Source organism: Streptomyces sp. cmx-4-9, from assembly GCF_046548835.1.
Lineage (GTDB): Bacteria > Actinomycetota > Actinomycetes > Streptomycetales > Streptomycetaceae > Streptomyces.
The window spans coordinates 276,162-292,062 of sequence record NZ_JAEBEE010000001.1; the positions used below are offsets into that span (position 1 = coordinate 276,162).

Here is a 15,901-nt window from a genome sequence, read left to right on the forward strand (position 1 = left end):
GCGCAGGGCCGGTCAGACGCGCATGGCCTGGGGGGTCTCGCGCAGGCTCGCGTCGGGACCGGGGTACTCGCGGATCACCTCGTAGCGCGTGTTGCGCTCGACCGGGCGGAAGCCGGCGTCGCGGATCAGTTCGAGCAGGTCGTCACGGCCCAGCTTGTCCGGGGTCCCGTAGTTGTCCGCATCGTGCGTGATCTTGTACTCCACGACCGAGCCGTCCATGTCGTCGGCCCCGTACTGCAGCGCCAGCTGGGCCGTCTGCACGCCGTGCATGACCCAGAACACCTTCACGTGCGGCACGTTGTCGAAGAGCAGCCGCGAGACCGCGAACGTCTTCAGCGCCTCGGCGCCCGTCGCCATCGACGTCCGCGCCTGCAGCTTGTTGCGGACCTTGCCGTCCTTCATGTCCACGAAGTCGTGCTGGTACCGCAGCGGGATGAAGACCTGGAACCCGCCCGTCTCGTCCTGGAGCTCGCGCAGCCGCAGCACGTGGTCCACCCGGTGGCGCGGCTCCTCGATGTGGCCGTACAGCATCGTCGCCGGGGTCTTGATCCCCTTCGAGTGCGCCAGCCGGTGGATCCGCGACCAGTCCTCCCAGTGGGTGCGGTGGTCCACGATGTGCTGGCGCACCTCCCAGTCGAAGATCTCCGCGCCGCCGCCGGTGAGGGACTCCAGGCCCGCCTCGATCAGCTCGTCGAGGATGTCCGAGGCGGACATCCCCGAGATCGTCTCGAAGTGGTGGATCTCCGTCGCCGTGAACGCCTTCAGCGACACCTCGGGCAGGGCCTTCTTCAGCTCCGAGAGCGACCGCGGGTAGTAGCGCCACGGCAGGTTGGGGTGCAGCCCGTTCACGATGTGCAGCTCGGTGAGGTTCTCGTTCTCCATGGCCTTCGCCAGGCGCACGGCCTCCTCGATCCGCATCGTGTACGCGTCCTTCTCCCCCGGCTTGCGCTGGAAGGAGCAGTACGCGCACGACGCGGTGCACACGTTCGTCATGTTCAGGTGGCGGTTGACGTTGAAGTGGACGACGTCACCGTTCTTGCGCGTCCGCACCTCGTGAGCGAGGCCACCGAGCCATGCCAGGTCGTCCGACTCGTAGAGGGCGATGCCGTCCTCACGCGTCAGCCGCTCACCGGAACGGACCTTCTCCTCCAGCTCGCGCTTCAGCCCAGCGTCCATACCGGTGGCCCGCCTTCCTCTGTGTCCTCGTGTCCCGCAGTACGGTCCTACTGCAAGCGACCCCGCCAACCGTACTCTCAGCCCTCCTCGGGCAGTTCCCCGACCCGGTTCTCCCACTTCGTCGAGAGCACGATCGTGGTACGGGTGCGGGAGACGCCCTTGGTCCCGGAGAGCCTGCGGATGATCTTCTCCAGGCCGTCCACATCACTGACGCGAACCTTGAGCATGAACGAGTCGTCGCCGGCGATGAACCAGCAGTCCTCGATCTCCGCGAGGTCCTTGAGCCGCCGGGCCACGTCTTCGTGGTCCGCCGCGTCGGACAGGGAGATGCCGATCAGCGCCGTGACGCCGAGGCCGAGCGAGGCCGCGTCCACGGTCGCGCGGTATCCGGTGATGACGCCGGCCGTCTCCAGACGGTTGATCCGGTCGGTGACGCTGGGGCCGGAGAGCCCCACGAGACGGCCCAGCTCTGCGTACGAGGCACGGCCGTTCTCCCGGAGTGCCTGGATGAGCTGCCTGTCCACCGTGTCCATTTACGTGGAGCCTTCCATTATTCGGCGATCCTGCAAGTCTAGGTATAGAATCTAAGGCACACAGGGTCAACACCCTGTGAATCTTTCAACAGATCAATGACGATCTTCAGGAGTGGTTCACCGTGTACACGATCGAGATGGCCTACGCGCACATGCGACAGCTCCAGGAGCTGGCCAACCGATCCCGTGCCCACCAGCCCGCCGCCGCCCACCGGGTCGACAAGACCCGCAAGCCCGGCAGCGCCAAGAAGCGCTAACCACCCGAGCGGGCGCTGCCAAGCTCCCCCTCCCAACGGCGGTACAGCCGGTGCGGCACCCCTGCCGCGTCCAGCACCCGCCCTGCGACGAAGTCCACCAGGTCCTGGATGTGCGTCGCACCCGAGTAGAACGCCGGAGAGGCGGGCAGCACGATGGCGCCCGCCTCGTCCAGCGCCACCATGTGCTTCAGCGTCTGGCCGTTCAGCGGGGTCTCCCGCACGGCCACCACCAGCCTGCGCCGCTCCTTGAGCGTCACGCTCGCCACCCGCTGGAGCAGGTCCTTCGACAGTCCGAGCGCCACCCCCGCCACGCAGGCCGTGGACGCGGGCACGACGAGCATCCCCTTGGCGGGGTACGAGCCCGAACTCGGCCCCGCAGCCAGGTCGCCCGCCCCCCAGTACCGGACATCGCCGTCGAACTCGGCGAAGGTCCCCGGCTTCCCGTCCGCCCCGCGTGCCAGCCACTGCGTGAGGTCCTCCCGCCAGTGCGCGTCGCGGAAGGCGATCCCCGTCTCGTCCAGCAGGGTGAGCCGCGAGGCCCGGCTGACCACCAGGTCCACACTCTCCCCGGCCGCCAGCAGCCCGCGGATCACCGCCGCCGCGTACGGCGTCCCGGACGCCCCGGAAACCCCGACCACCCACGGGGTGCGCTTGCGCTCAGTCATACCTCCGAGACTATCCGGCCACCCCTGGCCGGGCTCGGGTCAGGTCGCCGCGCGCGCTAGACGGTCAGGCCGCGGACGATCAGGTCCAGCAGCGCGCACACGAACAGGGCGATCCCGATGAACCCGTTGACCGTGAAGAAGGCCCGGTTCAGCCGGGACAGGTCGTGCGGGGTGACGATCGTGTGCTCGTAGCAGAAGGCGGCGGCGACGATCACCAGGCCCGCCCAGTACAGGGCGCCCGCGCCCGTGGCGAGGCCGAACCAGACCAGCAGGCCCGTGGTCACCACGTGCGCGCCGCGCGCCCCCCACAGGGCGGCGGGGACGCCGTAGCGGGCCGGGACGGACCGGACGCCCTCGGCCCGGTCCGCGGCGACGTCCTGGGAGCCGAAGATCAGGTCGAAGCCGCCGATCCACACACCGACGGCGAGCCCGAGGACCACCGCGTCCCACGACCAGGCGCCGGTGACGGCCAGCCAGGCCCCGATCGGCCCGATGGCCTGGGCCAGGCCCAGGATGGCGTGCGGGAAGTCGGTGAACCGCTTGCCGTACGGGTACACCACCATCGGCACCACGGCGAGCGGCGCCAGCGCGAAGCACAGCGGATTGAGCAGCCAGGCCGAGCCGAGGAAGAAGACGAGCGCCACCCCGGCGCCGGTCCAGGCGGTGCGCACCGACACCGCGCCGGTCACCAGTTCACGGCCCGCCGTACGGGGATTGCGGGAGTCGATCTCGCGGTCGATGATCCGGTTCGCGGCCATCGCGAAGGTCCGCAGGCCGACCATGCACACGGTGACGAGCAGCAGCGTGTCCCAGTGCACGCTCCCGTCGAGCCGGAACATGGCGGTGAGCGCGGCAATGTAGGCGAAGGGCAGCGCGAAGACGGAGTGCTCGATCATCACGAGCCGCAGGAACGCCTTCACCTTGCCGGCGGACCGGGGCGCGGGGCCGGGCCCGACCACTTCGTCGGCGGTGGTCATCATGCGAGGCTCCTGCGGAAGGCTTCGAGGTGGTCCGTCAGCTCCCCGGTGGGCACGGATCCGATCTCCAGGTCGATCGGGCGGGCCTCCTCGCCCTCCGGCGGGGTGACCCGGACCGAGAAGGCGTACCCCTCGCCGGTCGGGCGGGCGTCGAGGGCCAGGACCGAGCCCGCCTCCAGGGTGAACGGCCCGCCCGCGGCGACGGCGGCCAGCAGGCGCTCCGCGAAGTCCTCGGCCTCGGCGTCGCGCAGACCGGGCAGTTCGAAGCCGTCGCCTTCCCCGTCCTCACGGTCGACGAGCACGTTCCACACGTCGGACGGGCCCGCGAACTCCTCGGGCGAGACGCCCGCCTCCCGGGCGGCCAGCACGACCCCGGGCTGGGTGGGGTCGATGTCCGGGCGCAGGAGGGCCACGTAGGTCTCCTCGGTGCCGAGGTAGAGGGCGGGGCCGCCCACGGCGATCGGGCTCACAGGCCGTACTCCTTCCAGCGGCGGTCGACGAGGGCCGCGGTCGCGGGGTCGGACTCCACCATCTCGGGCCAGCCGCCGTCGCGGGTGTAGCCCTCCTCGGGCAGCTTCCGGGTGGCGTCGATGCCCGCCTTGCCTCCCCAGAACTGCTGGTAGGAGGCGTGGTCGAGGTGGTCCACCGGGCCCTCGACGACGGTCAGGTCCCGGGAGTAGTCGGTGTTGCCGAGGGCCCGCCAGGAGACCTCGTGCAGGTCGTGGACGTCGCAGTCCTTGTCCACCACGATGATCAGCTTGGTCAGCGACATCATGTGGGCGCCCCAGACGGCGTGCATGACCTTCTGCGCGTGCTTGGGGTACTTCTTGTCGATCGAGACGATCGCGCAGTTGTGGAAGCCGCCCGACTCCGGGAGGTGGTAGTCCACGATGTCCGGCACGATGATCTTGAGCAGCGGCAGGAAGAAGCGCTCCGTCGCGCGGCCCAGCGGTCCGTCCTCCGTCGGCGGACGGCCGACGACGATCGACTGGAGGAGCGGGCGCTTGCGCATGGTCACGCAGTCGATCGTCAGCGCGGGGAACGGCTCCTGCGGGGTGTAGAAGCCCGTGTGGTCGCCGAAGGGGCCCTCGGGGAGCATCTCGCCCGGCTCCAGCCAGCCCTCGATGACGACCTCCGCGTGCGCGGGGACCTGGAGCGGCACGGTCTTGCAGTCGACCATCTCGATCCGCTTGCCGGCGACGAACCCGGCGAAGAGGTACTCGTCGATGTCCCCCGGCAGCGGAGCGGTGGACGCGTAGGTCACGGCGGGCGGGCAGCCGAAGGCGATCGCGACCGGCAGCCGCTCGCCGCGGGCGGCGGCGACCGCGTAGTGGTTGCGGCTGTCCTTGTGGATCTGCCAGTGCATGCCGATGGTGCGCTTGTCGTGGCGCTGGAGGCGGTAGAGCCCGAGGTTGCGCACGCCGGTCTCGGGGTGCTTGGTGTGCGTCAGGCCCAGGTTGAAGAAGGAGCCGCCGTCCTTGGGCCAGGTGAAGAGGGCCGGCAGCCGGTCGAGGTCCACGTCGTCGCCGGTGAGGACGACCTCGTGGACGGGGGCGTCGCCCTTGATCTTCTTCGGGGGCACGTGGACCATCGAGCCGAGCTTGCCGAAGGCCTCGCGGACGCCGATGAAGCCCTGCGGCAGCTCCGGCTTGAGCAGGCCGCCGATCTTCTCGCTGATCTCCGCGTACGACTTCAGGCCGAGGGCCTTCAGGAGGCGCCGGTCGGTCCCGAAGACGTTCATGGCCAGCGGCATCGCCGAGCCCTTGACGTTCTCGAAGAGGAGGGCCGGGCCGTTCGCCTTGTTCACCCGGTCGACGATCTCGCCGATCTCCAGGTACGGATCGACTTCGGCCTTGATGCGCTTGAGGTCGCCCTCCCGCTCCAGAGCCCGGAGCAGCGAGCGGAGATCGTCGTAAGCCATAGGGGCCAGTATCCGTCACCAACTACGCTGGAGCCGTCACCGGGCCCCTCGCGGGCCGCCGCCACTGCCTGGGAGTCGGTCCCGCACCGTGCTGCGCTATCTGCCGTTCCTGCTGATCATCGGGCTGACCATCTACGCCTTCATCGACTGCCTGAACACGCCCGAGGACGAGGTGAAGCACCTCCCGAAGGTGGTCTGGGTGATCATCATCCTGCTCTTCTCCATCGTCGGCCCGGTCGTCTGGCTGTTCGCGGGCAAGAAGCGCCCGGTGCCCGGCGCGGGCGGCGGCTTCGCGGGCGGCGGCAGGCGCCGGACGCAGTGGGTCGCGCCCGACGACAACCCGGAGTTCCTGAAGTCCCTCAAGGACGAGCAGGACGGCAAGGACGGCGGGCGGGGCGAGCAGCCCTAGGGCATGGCGGGCTTGCCCGGGGTGTCGGGCTTGCTCGGGGTGTCGGGCGTCGTGGGCGTGCTCGGGGTGGCGGCGCCCTTGAAGCCGCTGCACTGGGTGTGCTCGTTGGCCTGGGTCACCGTGTACTGGGCGTTCTCCACGTCGGTCAGGGTGAAGCCGCCGTTCGCCGGGATGGTGATCTGTCCCCCCGCGGCCGTCGGCGAGGACAGGAAGGCGCTGCCCGGGGTGAAGCCGCCGCCGGACAGGTGCACCTTCCCGTTGGGGAAGACCCCGGAGATCGAGCAGGTGGCCGCGGGCGCGGCGGAGGCCGCGCTCCAGGTGAGGGCCGCCGGGGCGGCGAGGAGGGCGCCCGCCAGCAGCGGAGCGGCCAGGGAGAGACGTGTGCGCCGGTTCGTCATGGTTCCTCCGCGGAGGGAGTCGACGGGTGCGGTCCCTTCCATGGTCCGCCGGTCCGTGCGGCGTGTCGATCGGCGCGGGATGCGCCGATGGCACGGCTCGTCGGAGCCGTGCCATCGGTGGAGCGGTTCGGCGCTCTTGCGGGTCAGACGCCCGAGTAGGAGTGCAGGCCGTTGAGCACCATGTTCACGCCGTAGTAGTTCCAGATCCAGCAGGCGAAGGCGAAGATCGCCAGGTAGGCGGCCTTGCGTCCCTTCCAGCCGGCGGTAGCGCGGGCATGCAGGTAGCAGGCGTACGCCACCCACGTCACGAAGGACCAGACCTCCTTGGGGTCCCAGCCCCAGTAGCGGCCCCAGGCGTCGCCGGCCCAGATCGCGCCCGCGATGATCGTGAAGGTCCACAGCGGGAAGACGGCCGCGTTGATGCGGTAGGCGAACTTGTCCAGCGAGGCCGCGGAGGGCAGCCGCTCCATCACCGAGGTGCGCAGACGCCCCGGGGTGCGGCCCTGTTCGAGGTGGCTCTCGTAGGTGTCGCGGAACAGGTAGAGGACCGTGGCGGCGGCGCCGATGTAGAACACCGCACCGCAGAAGATCGCCGTGGAGACGTGGATGTACAGCCAGTACGAGTCCAGGGCGGGGACCAGCTGGTCGCTGGCCGTGTAGAGGACCTTGACGGCGATGCCCAGGTCCAGCAGGACCGTCGTGACCAAGATCAGGCCCAGCCAGCGGACGTTCTTCTTCAGGAGCAGCAGGACCAGGTACGCGCCCACGGCCACCGTGGAGAAGGTGATCGAGAACTCGTACATGTTGCCCCAGGGGGCCCGCTGCACCGACATCGCGCGGGCGACGACGCCGCCCGCCTCGATGAGGAAGCCCAGCGCGGTCAGCGAGACCGCGATCCGCCCGTACAGGTCGCCCTGCACGGTGCCGCCGGCGGCGCCCGGACCGTCCGGGACGTCCCGGCTGCCGGCCGCGGACCGGGTGACGACCCGGGGCTTGTCGAGGACGGCGGTGCTCCCCGCCGCCCCGGCCTTGCCGCGCACCTGCACGGAGGGGGTCCCGGCGGCCGCGGCGGCACCGCCGGTCAGCGCGGCGGCCGTCCGGCCCACCTTGCTGCGGCTGCCGAAGACCCATTCGGCGATGTGCGCGAGGAAGGCGAGCGTGTAGACCGCCATCGACGAATAGATCAGGTAGTTGCTGATCTCGGCCAGGTTCTCATTGGCTGCGGCTGCGAGCGGCGTCATCCGCGCTCTCCTTCTTCTGCTTCGACAGGTGGGGGCGCCGAGGGCGCCTGCTCGTGCAGCGTGGCGGAGAGCACCGCCAGCTCCTCGGGGAGTTTCGCGGACTCGCTGCGGCCGAGGCCCGCCATCTCGACGACGGTCACGCCGTCCTTGCCGGTCACCGCGCGGACCCAGATCCGGCGGCGCCGGATGAACAGGGAGGCGGACAGTCCGGCGATGGCCACGATCGCGCCGCCGAGCGCGAGGGAGTTGCCGGGCTGCTGGGACACCTGGAAGGTGGCCCACCGCTCGATGCCCTCGAACTTCACGGTGCCCGCGCCGCCGGGCAGCGTCATCGACTCGCCGGGCCGCATCTTCTGCTTGAAGAGCCCGCCGTCGGCGTCCTTGAACTCCTGCATCTTGGAGGTGTTCAGCTGGTACACGTTCTGCGGCAGGCCCGAGTCCACGCCCAGGCTGCCGTGGTAGGCGCTCAGGGCGAGCACCGGGAACTCCAGCGAGGGGAACTGCGAGAACATCGTGCCCTTGCCGTCGCCGGCGAAGGTCGGCACGAACATGGCGTTGAAGCCGAGCTGCTCCTTCTCACCGGCGGGGTTCCGGTAGCCGTCCGTCACCTTGACGGCGCCCGAGGAGCTGAGGTTGGAGTCGAAGGGCAGCATCGGCACGGCGTCCTTGTAGACGACCTTGCCGGTGGCGTCGGTCACCGAGACCACCGGCGCGTAGCCGTGGCCGAGCAGGTAGACCTTGGAGCCGTCGACCTCCAGGGGCCGGTTGACCTCGATCTCCGCCTTCTTGGCGGCGCCGTCCGGGCCCTCGCTGTAGGTGACGTACGCCTTGAACTCGCGGGCGGTGCCCTTCTGCGGGCCGGTGCGCTCGTACTCCGCGTCGAACCGGTCCAGCGTGAACGAGAAGGGCGGCAGGTCGTCCGAGTCGAAGAGGCTGCCGTACTTGAAGTCGTCGTACTGGGTCAGGGTGTTCGAGAAGCCCTTGCCGCGCAGGACGAGCTTGCCGCCCTCCGACTTGAAGAGCTGCCCGGTGGCGAAGGCCACGAGGAGCACGATCAGGGCGATGTGGAAGGCCAGGTTCCCGGCCTCGCGCAGGTAGCCCTTCTCGGCGGCGACGGAGTTCCCGGCGGCCTCGGTGCGGAAGCGGCGGCCGCCCAGCAGGGTCCTGGCGTGGGCGAGCACCTCCTCGGCGGCCTTGTCCGTACGCCACGTGGTGTAGGCGGGCAGCCGGTCCAGCCGCTTGGGGGCGCCGGGCGGGCGGCCGCTGAGCTGGCCGACGAACTGCCAGGTGCGCGGGACGATGCAGCCGATGAGCGACACGAACAGCAGGATGTAGATCGCGGAGAACCACACCGAGCTGTAGACGTCGAAGAGCTGGAGCTTCTCGGCGACGGGCACCCAGGCCTCGTGGGTGTCCTTCCACGCCTCCACCTTCATCGCGTCGACCTGGGTCTGCGGGATGAGGGAGCCGGGGATGGACCCCAGGGAGAGCAGGAAGAGCAGGATCAGCGCCACCCGCATGGAGGTGAGCTGCCGCCAGAACCACCGCGCCCAGCCGAGCACGCCGATGCCCACGGGCGCGGCCGGGCCGTCCTCCAGCGGTGCGGTCGACAGCTGGGCTCCGGCGGCGCCGTGCGCGTGCTCCTGCTCGTCCTCCCGCTGCCCTGCGGCGGGGTCCTCGGTGCGGTGCGCAGCCTCGGCGGGCGTCTTGTCTGTCGTACTCATGTCCGTTACGTCCTCAGATCCCCACCGTGAAGCCTTGGGTCCAGCTCTGCATGTCGTTGACGATGCTGCCCCACAACCCTGTGACGAGGAGCAGGCCGGTGAGGACCAGCATGCCGCCCCCGATGCGCATCACCCACGCGTAGTGCCTCTTCACCCAGCCGAACGCGCCGAGCGCCTTGCGGAAGGCGACCGCGGCCAGGACGAAGGGCAGTCCCAGGCCGAGGCAGTAGGCCACCGTCAGCAGTGCTCCGCGGCCGGCGCTGGCCTGGTCGAGGGAGAGGGTGCTGACGGCGGCGAGCGTGGGTCCCATGCAGGGGGTCCAGCCGAGGCCGAAGAGCACGCCGAGCACGGGGGCACCGACCAGGCCGGCGGTCGGCTTCCGGTGGAAGCGGAACTCGCGCATCGTCAGCCCCGGGATGGCCCCCATGAAGAAGAGGCCGAGGACGATCACCAGGCCGCCGAGGACCCGGGTGATCGTCCCCATGTTGTCCTGGAGCACCTCGCCGAAGTACCCGAAGAGCGCCCCGGTGGAGACGAAGACGGCGGTGAACCCGGCGATGAACAGGCTCGCGCCCGCCACCATCCGGCCGCGCCGGGCCTCGGCGAGGTCGGCTCCGCTGATGCCGGTGACGTACGAGAGGTAGCCGGGGACCAGGGGGAGCACGCAGGGCGAGAAGAAGGAGAGCAGCCCGGCGAGCACGGAGATGGGCAGGGCCAGCAGCAGGGCGCCGCTCAGGACGGTGCTGTTCACCCCGGTCGCCTCGGCGGCGAGCAGGACGTCGGGGACCGCGGGGGCAGCGGCGAGCACGCGGGTCACTTCTCCGCGAGGAGGGGGTCGATCATCGAGCGCAGCTGCTGGTCGTCGATCGCGACGAGCGCGCGGGCGGCGATCCGGCCCTCCTTGTCGAGGACGATCGTGGAGGGGATCGCCTTCGGGTTCAGGGTGCCCTTGGGGAAGCGGAGCATCAGCTTGCCGTCGGGGTCGTAGAGGCTCGGGTAGGTGATCCCGTAGTTCTCCTCGAAGGCGGTCGCGTTCTGCTTGCTGTTGTCACGGGTGTTGATCCCGACGAAGGAGACGTCCTGGCCGCCGTCGGCCAGCTCCTTGGAGACCTGCGCGAAGTATTTGGCCTCGTTGCGGCACGGCGGGCACCAGGAGCCCCACACGTTGAGGACGACGACCTTGCCCTTGAGGGCGGTGGTGTCGAGCGTCTTGCCGTCGACGGTCTCGCCGTCGAGCCTGGGGGCCTCGGTGCGTTCGCCGCGGGCGACGGTCGAGATGCCGCTCGCGCCCGTCACGTAGTTGCCGCCGCCGCTGCCGGAGACCTTGTCGCCGTCGTCCGATCCGATGCAGGACGTCAGCGTCAGCGCACCCGCAGCGGTCACCGCGGTCAGCAGGAGGGTGCGGCCGCGGTTCGAGCGGCGGCTACTTCGGCGGACACCCGCGCGGCTAAGGCTCATGTGAAAAGTTTCGCATGTGCGGTTTGTGGATGTACCCCGCCCCCCGGAGGCTCGCGAAGAACCTGGTCAGGACCTGGTCGGGACCTGGCCGGCACCTGCTCGGGCGACGGTGGAGCCGGGTCGCCGCCCGGGGGTCAGGTTGCCGCGAGGTAGGCGGACCAGCCGCCGGCCGGCGCCTCGCCGGGGGCGAGGGCGCGCAGCCGGGCGAGCAGGTTGGCGTCCTGGACGTCCAGCCAGTCGGTGAACTGGCGGAAGGATACGAGACGTACGTCCTTTTTGTCCGACATGCCCTTGAGGGCTTCCTCGACGGCATCCATGTAGATGCCGCCGTTCCACTCCTCGAAGTGGTTGCCGATGAAGAGCGGTGCGCGGTTGGTCTCATAGGCCCGCCGGAACCCGCCGAGGTAGGTGGCGGTCGCCTGGGTGCGCCAGCCCGGATAGTTGGCGGGCATGCCCCGGGTGCTGTTCTTCGACTGGTTGGCGAGGATGTTGTAGTCCATGCTCAGCACCTCGAAGGAGTGCCCGGGGAAGGGCAGGGACTGCAGTGGCAAATCCCATACGCCCGATTTGCGCACCGGCCAGACCTGGAGGCCGCCCGGTGAGCTGGAGTCGTAGCGCCAGCCCAGGTCCCGCGCCGTCGGCAGCAGGTTCTCCTGGCCCAGCAGGCAGGGCGTACGGGCGCCGACCAGCTCCTTGCGGTAGTCGAAGGGCAGCGGTTCGAGGTCGGTGAAGCCGGTGTGCGTGCGCCAGTTGGTGACGAACGACACAGCTTGGTCGATCTCGCTGTGCCAGTCCTGCGGCGTCCACTTCCCGACGGAGCCGGCGCCCCCGCAGAAGTGCCCGTTGAAGTGGGTCCCCATCTCGTGGCCGTCCAGCCACGCCTGGCGGACGTGCCCGAGGGTGGCGCGGATGTTCTCGTCCTTGAGGTAGCCGATGTCCGAGGCCCCGACGGGGTTGTTCGGCGGCCGGTACAGGCTCTGCTTCGACTCGGGCAGCAGGTAGAGGCCCGACAGGAAGAAGGTCATGGCCGCGCCGTGGTCCTTGGCCAGTTTGAGGAAGCGCGGGAAGAGGCCGTTGCCGACCTCCCCCGCGCCGTCCCAGCTGAAGACGACGAACTGCGGCGGGGTCTCGCCCGGCTGGAGCGGCACGGGCTTGTCCGGCTGGTGGGGCTGCGGTCCGGTGTCGGCGGTGGAACCGTCGCCGATCGGCTTGGCCGCCGGAGCACCGGGCCTGGTGGGATCCACCGGGCCGGGGTTGCCGGGGCCGGCGCCACCCGAGCCGGCCCCGCAGCCCGCCAGGCCGGCCCCGGCAGCGGCCGCCGCGGCCGCCCCGAGTCCCAGACCGAGGACTCCCCTTCGACTGAAGTCGTGCATGTCACCGTCCCGTCGTCCCTCGCGCAGCGCATGTCGAAATCCATATAAACGGACAATCGGACATAACTCGCGGCACTGGAACGGTGATTCCCGCGCAGCTTGTATTTATTTAGGTAAAGCTGTAACGGTTCGTCACCACCGGTGCACCGGTGGACCTCACCGGGGGAGGAACCGGGCGTGCCGACGGCTGCGGGGGGCGGCGCGAGGCCGCCGCCCTCAGGCCCCGAAGGCCTTCGACTTCCCCTTCACCGGCTTCGCCCCGGCCAGCAGGTGCGCCGGGACCAGGTCCCGGGCCGGCTCGCTGTAGCCCACCGACACCAGCTGGTCGCCCTGGTACGTGAACGACGTCAGCGAGGCCAGCGTGCACTGACGGCGCCTCGGGTCGTGCCACAGCCGCCGCTTCTCCGCGAAACTGCGCACGATCCAGATCGGCAGCTGGTGGCTGACCGCCACGGCCTCGTGCCCGCGGGCCGCGTCGCGCGCCGCCTCCAGCGCGCCCATCATCCGCACGACCTGCTCGACGTACGGCTCGCCCCAGGACGGCTTGAACGGGTTCGTCAGGTGCTTCCAGTTGGCCGGCTTGCGCAGCGCGCCGTCGCCCACGCCGAAGGTCTTGCCCTCGAAGACGTTCTCCGCCTCCAGCAGCCGCCGGTCCGTGGCCAGGTCCAGCCCGTGGCTCTTGGCGACCGGCGCGGCCGTCTCCTGCGCCCGCTCCAGTGGGGAGGAGACCACGTGCGTGATGTCGCGACTCTCCAGGTGCTCGGCCACCCGGTCCGCCATCTGCCGGCCCAGCTCGGAGAGGTGGTAGCCCTCGCGGCGCCCGTAGAGGACCCCGTCCGGATTGTGCACCTCACCGTGCCTCAGCAGGTGGACGACGGTGATCTCGGCGGCCGCCGGGGCGCCCGCATCGGCGGGCACGCCCGGAACGACCGGGATGCCCGGGATGTCACTGCTGCTCATGCGGTGGCCTCCGCGGCCGCTCGGGCGGCGGCCGGCAGGGCCGCCGCGATGCGCTCGATCGCCCGCTCGTCGTGGGCGGTGGACACGAACCAGGACTCGAACGCCGAAGGCGGCAGGTAGACGCCCTGGGACAGCATCGAGTGGAAGAAGCCGTTGAAGCGGAAGCTCTCCTGCTTCTTGGCGTCGTCGTAGTTCTTCACCTCGTCCTCCGTGAAGAACACGGAGAACATGTTGGACGCGGTCTGCAGCCGGTGCGCCACACCCTCCTTGCGCAGCGCGCCGGTGACCAGGCCCTGGATCTCGGCCGACACCGCGTCGACCTTCTCGTACGCCGCCTCGTCCAGCAGGCGCAGCTGCGCGAGGCCGGCCGCGGTGGCCACGGGGTTACCGGAGAGCGTGCCGGCCTGGTAGACCGGGCCGGCGGGCGCGAGGTGGCCCATGACGTCGGCGCGGCCCCCGAAGGCCGCCGCCGGGAAACCGCCGCCCATGACCTTGCCGAAGGTCATCAGGTCGGGCTCCACCCCGTCGACGCCGTACCAGCCGGCGCGGGAGGTGCGGAAACCCGTCATGACCTCGTCGGAGATGTAGAGCGCACCGTTCTCCCGGCACACGTCCGCGAGGCCCTGGTTGAACCCGGGCGCCGGGGTGACGACGCCCATGTTGCCGGGCGCCGCCTCGGTGATCACACAGGCGATCTCGCCGGGGTGCGCGGCGAAGGCCGCGCGCACCGCTTCGAGGTCGTTGTAGGGGAGCACGATCGTGTCCCCGGCCTGCGCACCGGTCACGCCGGGGGTGTCGGGCAGGGCGAAGGTCGCCAGTCCGGAACCGGCGGCGGCCAGCAGCGCGTCCACATGGCCGTGGTAGCAACCCGCGAACTTCACCACCTTGGCGCGGCCCGTGAAGCCGCGCGCCAGGCGGATCGCCGACATGGTGGCCTCCGTCCCGGACGAGACGAGCCTCACCTGCTCGACGGGCCCGATACGCGCCACGATCTCCTCGCCGAGCGCGACCTCGCCCTCGCCGGGAGTGCCGAAGGACGTGCCGCGGGCGACCGCGGCCTGGACGGCCTCGATCACGGCGGGGTGGGAATGGCCGAGGATCATCGGTCCCCAGGAGCACACGAGGTCGACGTACTCCCGGCCGTCGGCGTCGGTGAGGTACGGACCGGTGCCGGACACCATGAACCGGGGCGTACCGCCCACGGCGCGGAAGGCGCGCACCGGAGAGTTCACGCCGCCGGGGGTCACGAGGGAAGCGCGCTCGAAGAGCGTCTGCGAAACTGGGGCTTCATACGGGTACGGGTAGCTCACATCAGCCATGGTCTCAGAGGCCGCGACAGACTTGCGGACGGGCGTTTCACCACGCTGCCGCGGGGGAGGTCACTGCCATGATGATCAGGCTGCGTCGCGGGGGCAGCGTGGCCGGGGCAGGCAAGACCAGTCGGGTGGAGATATGCAACGCGGTGGTGGACCGGGCGAGGGTACGGACGGGCTGGACCCGCAGCGTGCCCGCGAGTCCCGCCGCCGGGGCAGGCACCGGCGCGCAGCCGAGGCGGCCGACGCGGTGCCGATGCCCGCACAGCCGCCGGACGGACTCCCCCGGGGACGCGGCATGGGAGTGACGTACAAGTACTTCGGCGCCCCCGACGGCGCGACGGCGGCCCGGGTCCCGGTCACGATGCGGCCCGAGGAGCTCGGCGGCGACGAGCTGGGCATGGGCGGGATGTTCACCAAGATCAAGCCGGAGACGGTGGCCGCGATGGTCCTGACCGGCATCGAGGGCATACCCCTCCACAAGGTGCCCCCGCTGGAACTGGTCGTCCTGCACCCCGACTACGCCGTGGTCAAACTCCCGATGACGGTCGTCGACCCGCTCCGCGGGATCGGCGAGGAATCCGTGGGCGCCGCCGCCTTCATCTGGTCCACGGTCCCCGACCGCGGCGGACCCCGCGACGCGTTCAACGTCTACCAGCTGCTCCACGAGTGGCAGGACTTCTCCAACCGCCTCCACGAGGCGGGCCACCAGCCGTACTGCCTGGTCTGGCCCTGAGTCCCGTCCCGCCCGCGCGCCACCCCGGCACTAGGCTCGCGGCCATGGTGGAGCGCAAGCGTGCGGTACGGCTGACGGCCTGGTCGGCGGCGGACTTCTGGCTGCTGGTCCGGTGCAACGAGCCGGAGATGACCCGGTACCTGGGCGGCCCCGAGTCGCAGGAGCGGCTCGCCGCCCGCCAGCAGCGGTACGAGGCCCTGAGCACACGGGAGCCGGCCGCCGGACGGATCTTCCGGATCGACCTGCTGGGACCGGGCGAGCCGGGCCGGTCGATCCAGCCGGGCCAGCCGGGCCGGTCGGGCGGCGGCGGGGCCGAGGGGGAGGTCCGGGCCGCCGGATCCATCGGGTTCTGGGAGCGGGAGTGGCGCGGCGGACCGGTGTACGAGACCGGCTGGGCGGTGCTCCCCGAGTTCCAGGGCCGCGGACTGGCGGCGGCCGCCCTGGAGGAACTGCTGGCCCACATCCGGGCCCACGGCGACCGGGACGCCGTCCACGCCTTCCCCGGGACGGACCACCCCGCCTCCAACGGGGTCTGCCGCCGCGCGGGCTTCGAATGCCTCGGGCGGATCGAGTTCGAGTACCCGGCCGGGGTCCCGCACCCGAGCTTCGACTGGCGCCTGCCGCTGCGCTGACCGGGCGCCCCGGGCCGTCGGCCCGCCTGAGGCCGGCCCGCCGGGCCGGGCCCGCCTGAGACCGGGCTCCGTACGCTCGAACACGAATTCGATGTCCGATGCCGGTCACATTCCCCGCACCCCCGGCG

Annotated in this window: 18 protein-coding genes; 4 read left to right on the top strand and 14 right to left on the bottom strand. The window is 70.7% G+C overall.

The window, feature by feature from the left end; translation table 11 throughout:
• Positions 1-12 precede the first annotated feature (12 nt).
• Together mqnE and ACLJTM_RS01375 are read right to left on the bottom strand one after the other, a co-directional pair.
• Positions 13-1,176, bottom strand: a complete 1,164-nt coding sequence (gene mqnE, locus ACLJTM_RS01370) for an aminofutalosine synthase MqnE (RefSeq protein WP_411101464.1) — start codon at positions 1,174-1,176, stop codon at positions 13-15.
• 77 nt (positions 1,177-1,253) lie between these two features.
• Positions 1,254-1,709: an Lrp/AsnC family transcriptional regulator gene (locus ACLJTM_RS01375; protein WP_411101465.1), complete on the bottom strand. Its 456-nt coding sequence runs from the start codon at positions 1,707-1,709 to the stop codon at positions 1,254-1,256.
• 122 nt (positions 1,710-1,831) lie between these two features.
• Here ACLJTM_RS01375 and ACLJTM_RS01380 point away from each other — a divergent pair, with 122 nt between their 5' ends.
• Positions 1,832-1,966: a hypothetical protein gene (locus ACLJTM_RS01380; RefSeq protein WP_411101466.1), complete on the top strand. Its 135-nt coding sequence runs from the start codon at positions 1,832-1,834 to the stop codon at positions 1,964-1,966.
• Here ACLJTM_RS01380 and ACLJTM_RS01385 read toward each other — a convergent pair.
• Genes ACLJTM_RS01385 through ACLJTM_RS01400 form a run of 4 tightly spaced genes read right to left on the bottom strand, consistent with a single transcriptional unit; the run spans position 1,963 to position 5,529 of the window.
• Entirely contained in the window at positions 1,963-2,631 is a 669-nt protein-coding gene (locus tag ACLJTM_RS01385) for a UbiX family flavin prenyltransferase (protein ID WP_411101467.1), read from the bottom strand. The genes ACLJTM_RS01380 and ACLJTM_RS01385 overlap by 4 nt on opposite strands.
• 56 nt (positions 2,632-2,687) lie before the next feature.
• A complete protein-coding gene (gene mqnP / locus ACLJTM_RS01390) occupies positions 2,688-3,608 on the bottom strand; it encodes a menaquinone biosynthesis prenyltransferase MqnP (protein ID WP_411102239.1) in 921 nt (306 codons plus the stop codon).
• Positions 3,608-4,078: a hypothetical protein gene (locus ACLJTM_RS01395; RefSeq protein WP_411101468.1), complete on the bottom strand. Its 471-nt coding sequence runs from the start codon at positions 4,076-4,078 to the stop codon at positions 3,608-3,610. Before ACLJTM_RS01395 ends, mqnP begins: the two co-directional genes overlap by 1 nt.
• The gene (locus ACLJTM_RS01400; RefSeq protein WP_411101469.1) at positions 4,075-5,529 is read right to left on the bottom strand and encodes a menaquinone biosynthesis decarboxylase; all 1,455 of its coding nucleotides are present in this window, start codon (positions 5,527-5,529) and stop codon (positions 4,075-4,077) included. The genes ACLJTM_RS01395 and ACLJTM_RS01400 overlap by 4 nt, the downstream gene beginning before the upstream one ends.
• A gap of 88 nt (positions 5,530-5,617) precedes the next feature.
• Here ACLJTM_RS01400 and ACLJTM_RS01405 point away from each other — a divergent pair, with 88 nt between their 5' ends.
• A complete protein-coding gene (locus ACLJTM_RS01405) occupies positions 5,618-5,938 on the top strand; it encodes a PLD nuclease N-terminal domain-containing protein (RefSeq protein ID WP_411101470.1) in 321 nt (106 codons plus the stop codon).
• On the opposite strand, the gene ACLJTM_RS01410 is transcribed toward ACLJTM_RS01405, so the two are convergent.
• The 8 genes from ACLJTM_RS01410 to hemL form a co-directional block, all read right to left on the bottom strand.
• Positions 5,935-6,336 carry a hypothetical protein gene (locus tag ACLJTM_RS01410; RefSeq protein WP_411101471.1) on the bottom strand — a complete coding sequence of 134 codons (402 nt, stop codon included), beginning with the start codon at positions 6,334-6,336 and terminating at the stop codon, positions 5,935-5,937. The genes ACLJTM_RS01405 and ACLJTM_RS01410 overlap by 4 nt on opposite strands.
• A 143-nt stretch (positions 6,337-6,479) precedes the next feature.
• Positions 6,480-7,577: a c-type cytochrome biogenesis protein CcsB gene (gene ccsB, locus ACLJTM_RS01415; protein ID WP_411101472.1), complete on the bottom strand. Its 1,098-nt coding sequence runs from the start codon at positions 7,575-7,577 to the stop codon at positions 6,480-6,482.
• On the bottom strand, positions 7,574-9,301 hold the full coding sequence (locus ACLJTM_RS01420) for a cytochrome c biogenesis protein ResB (RefSeq protein ID WP_411101473.1): 1,728 nt from the start codon (positions 9,299-9,301) through the stop codon (positions 7,574-7,576). Before ACLJTM_RS01420 ends, ccsB begins: the two co-directional genes overlap by 4 nt.
• Positions 9,302-9,314: 13 nt before the next feature.
• Positions 9,315-10,076 (bottom strand): cytochrome c biogenesis CcdA family protein, encoded by a 762-nt coding sequence (locus ACLJTM_RS01425; RefSeq protein ID WP_411102240.1) that lies wholly within the window; start codon positions 10,074-10,076, stop codon positions 9,315-9,317.
• Between the two features lie 38 nt (positions 10,077-10,114).
• Complete coding sequence (locus ACLJTM_RS01430; protein WP_411101474.1) at positions 10,115-10,759, bottom strand: TlpA family protein disulfide reductase; 645 nt, start codon at positions 10,757-10,759, stop codon at positions 10,115-10,117.
• A gap of 134 nt (positions 10,760-10,893) precedes the next feature.
• Complete coding sequence (locus ACLJTM_RS01435; RefSeq protein ID WP_411101475.1) at positions 10,894-12,132, bottom strand: hypothetical protein; 1,239 nt, start codon at positions 12,130-12,132, stop codon at positions 10,894-10,896.
• Between the two features lie 216 nt (positions 12,133-12,348).
• Entirely contained in the window at positions 12,349-13,092 is a 744-nt protein-coding gene (locus ACLJTM_RS01440; RefSeq protein WP_411101476.1) for a histidine phosphatase family protein, read from the bottom strand.
• Positions 13,089-14,411 carry a glutamate-1-semialdehyde 2,1-aminomutase gene (hemL, locus tag ACLJTM_RS01445; protein WP_411101477.1) on the bottom strand — a complete coding sequence of 441 codons (1,323 nt, stop codon included), beginning with the start codon at positions 14,409-14,411 and terminating at the stop codon, positions 13,089-13,091. Before hemL ends, ACLJTM_RS01440 begins: the two co-directional genes overlap by 4 nt.
• Positions 14,412-14,703: 292 nt before the next feature.
• Here hemL and ACLJTM_RS01450 point away from each other — a divergent pair, with 292 nt between their 5' ends.
• On the top strand, positions 14,704-15,141 hold the full coding sequence (locus ACLJTM_RS01450; RefSeq protein ID WP_362739923.1) for a hypothetical protein: 438 nt from the start codon (positions 14,704-14,706) through the stop codon (positions 15,139-15,141).
• Between the two features lie 44 nt (positions 15,142-15,185).
• On the top strand, positions 15,186-15,773 hold the full coding sequence (locus tag ACLJTM_RS01455; RefSeq protein ID WP_411101478.1) for a GNAT family N-acetyltransferase: 588 nt from the start codon (positions 15,186-15,188) through the stop codon (positions 15,771-15,773).
• The last annotated feature ends 128 nt before the right edge of the window (positions 15,774-15,901 follow it).

Coding starts and splice junctions, on each gene's coding strand:
- mqnE (WP_411101464.1), bottom strand. CDS start 1,176: ATGGACGCTGGGCTGAAGCGCGAGCTGGAGGAGAAGGTCCGTTCCGGT.
- ACLJTM_RS01375 (WP_411101465.1), bottom strand. CDS start 1,709: ATGGACACGGTGGACAGGCAGCTCATCCAGGCACTCCGGGAGAACGGC.
- ACLJTM_RS01385 (WP_411101467.1), bottom strand. CDS start 2,631: ATGACTGAGCGCAAGCGCACCCCGTGGGTGGTCGGGGTTTCCGGGGCG.
- mqnP (WP_411102239.1), bottom strand. CDS start 3,608: ATGACCACCGCCGACGAAGTGGTCGGGCCCGGCCCCGCGCCCCGGTCC.
- ACLJTM_RS01400 (WP_411101469.1), bottom strand. CDS start 5,529: ATGGCTTACGACGATCTCCGCTCGCTGCTCCGGGCTCTGGAGCGGGAG.
- ACLJTM_RS01410 (WP_411101471.1), bottom strand. CDS start 6,336: ATGACGAACCGGCGCACACGTCTCTCCCTGGCCGCTCCGCTGCTGGCG.
- ccsB (WP_411101472.1), bottom strand. CDS start 7,577: ATGACGCCGCTCGCAGCCGCAGCCAATGAGAACCTGGCCGAGATCAGC.
- ACLJTM_RS01420 (WP_411101473.1), bottom strand. CDS start 9,301: ATGAGTACGACAGACAAGACGCCCGCCGAGGCTGCGCACCGCACCGAG.
- ACLJTM_RS01430 (WP_411101474.1), bottom strand. CDS start 10,759: ATGAGCCTTAGCCGCGCGGGTGTCCGCCGAAGTAGCCGCCGCTCGAAC.
- ACLJTM_RS01435 (WP_411101475.1), bottom strand. CDS start 12,132: ATGCACGACTTCAGTCGAAGGGGAGTCCTCGGTCTGGGACTCGGGGCG.
- ACLJTM_RS01440 (WP_411101476.1), bottom strand. CDS start 13,092: ATGAGCAGCAGTGACATCCCGGGCATCCCGGTCGTTCCGGGCGTGCCC.
- hemL (WP_411101477.1), bottom strand. CDS start 14,411: ATGGCTGATGTGAGCTACCCGTACCCGTATGAAGCCCCAGTTTCGCAG.
- ACLJTM_RS01450 (WP_362739923.1), top strand. CDS start 14,704: ATGGGAGTGACGTACAAGTACTTCGGCGCCCCCGACGGCGCGACGGCG.
- ACLJTM_RS01455 (WP_411101478.1), top strand. CDS start 15,186: ATGGTGGAGCGCAAGCGTGCGGTACGGCTGACGGCCTGGTCGGCGGCG.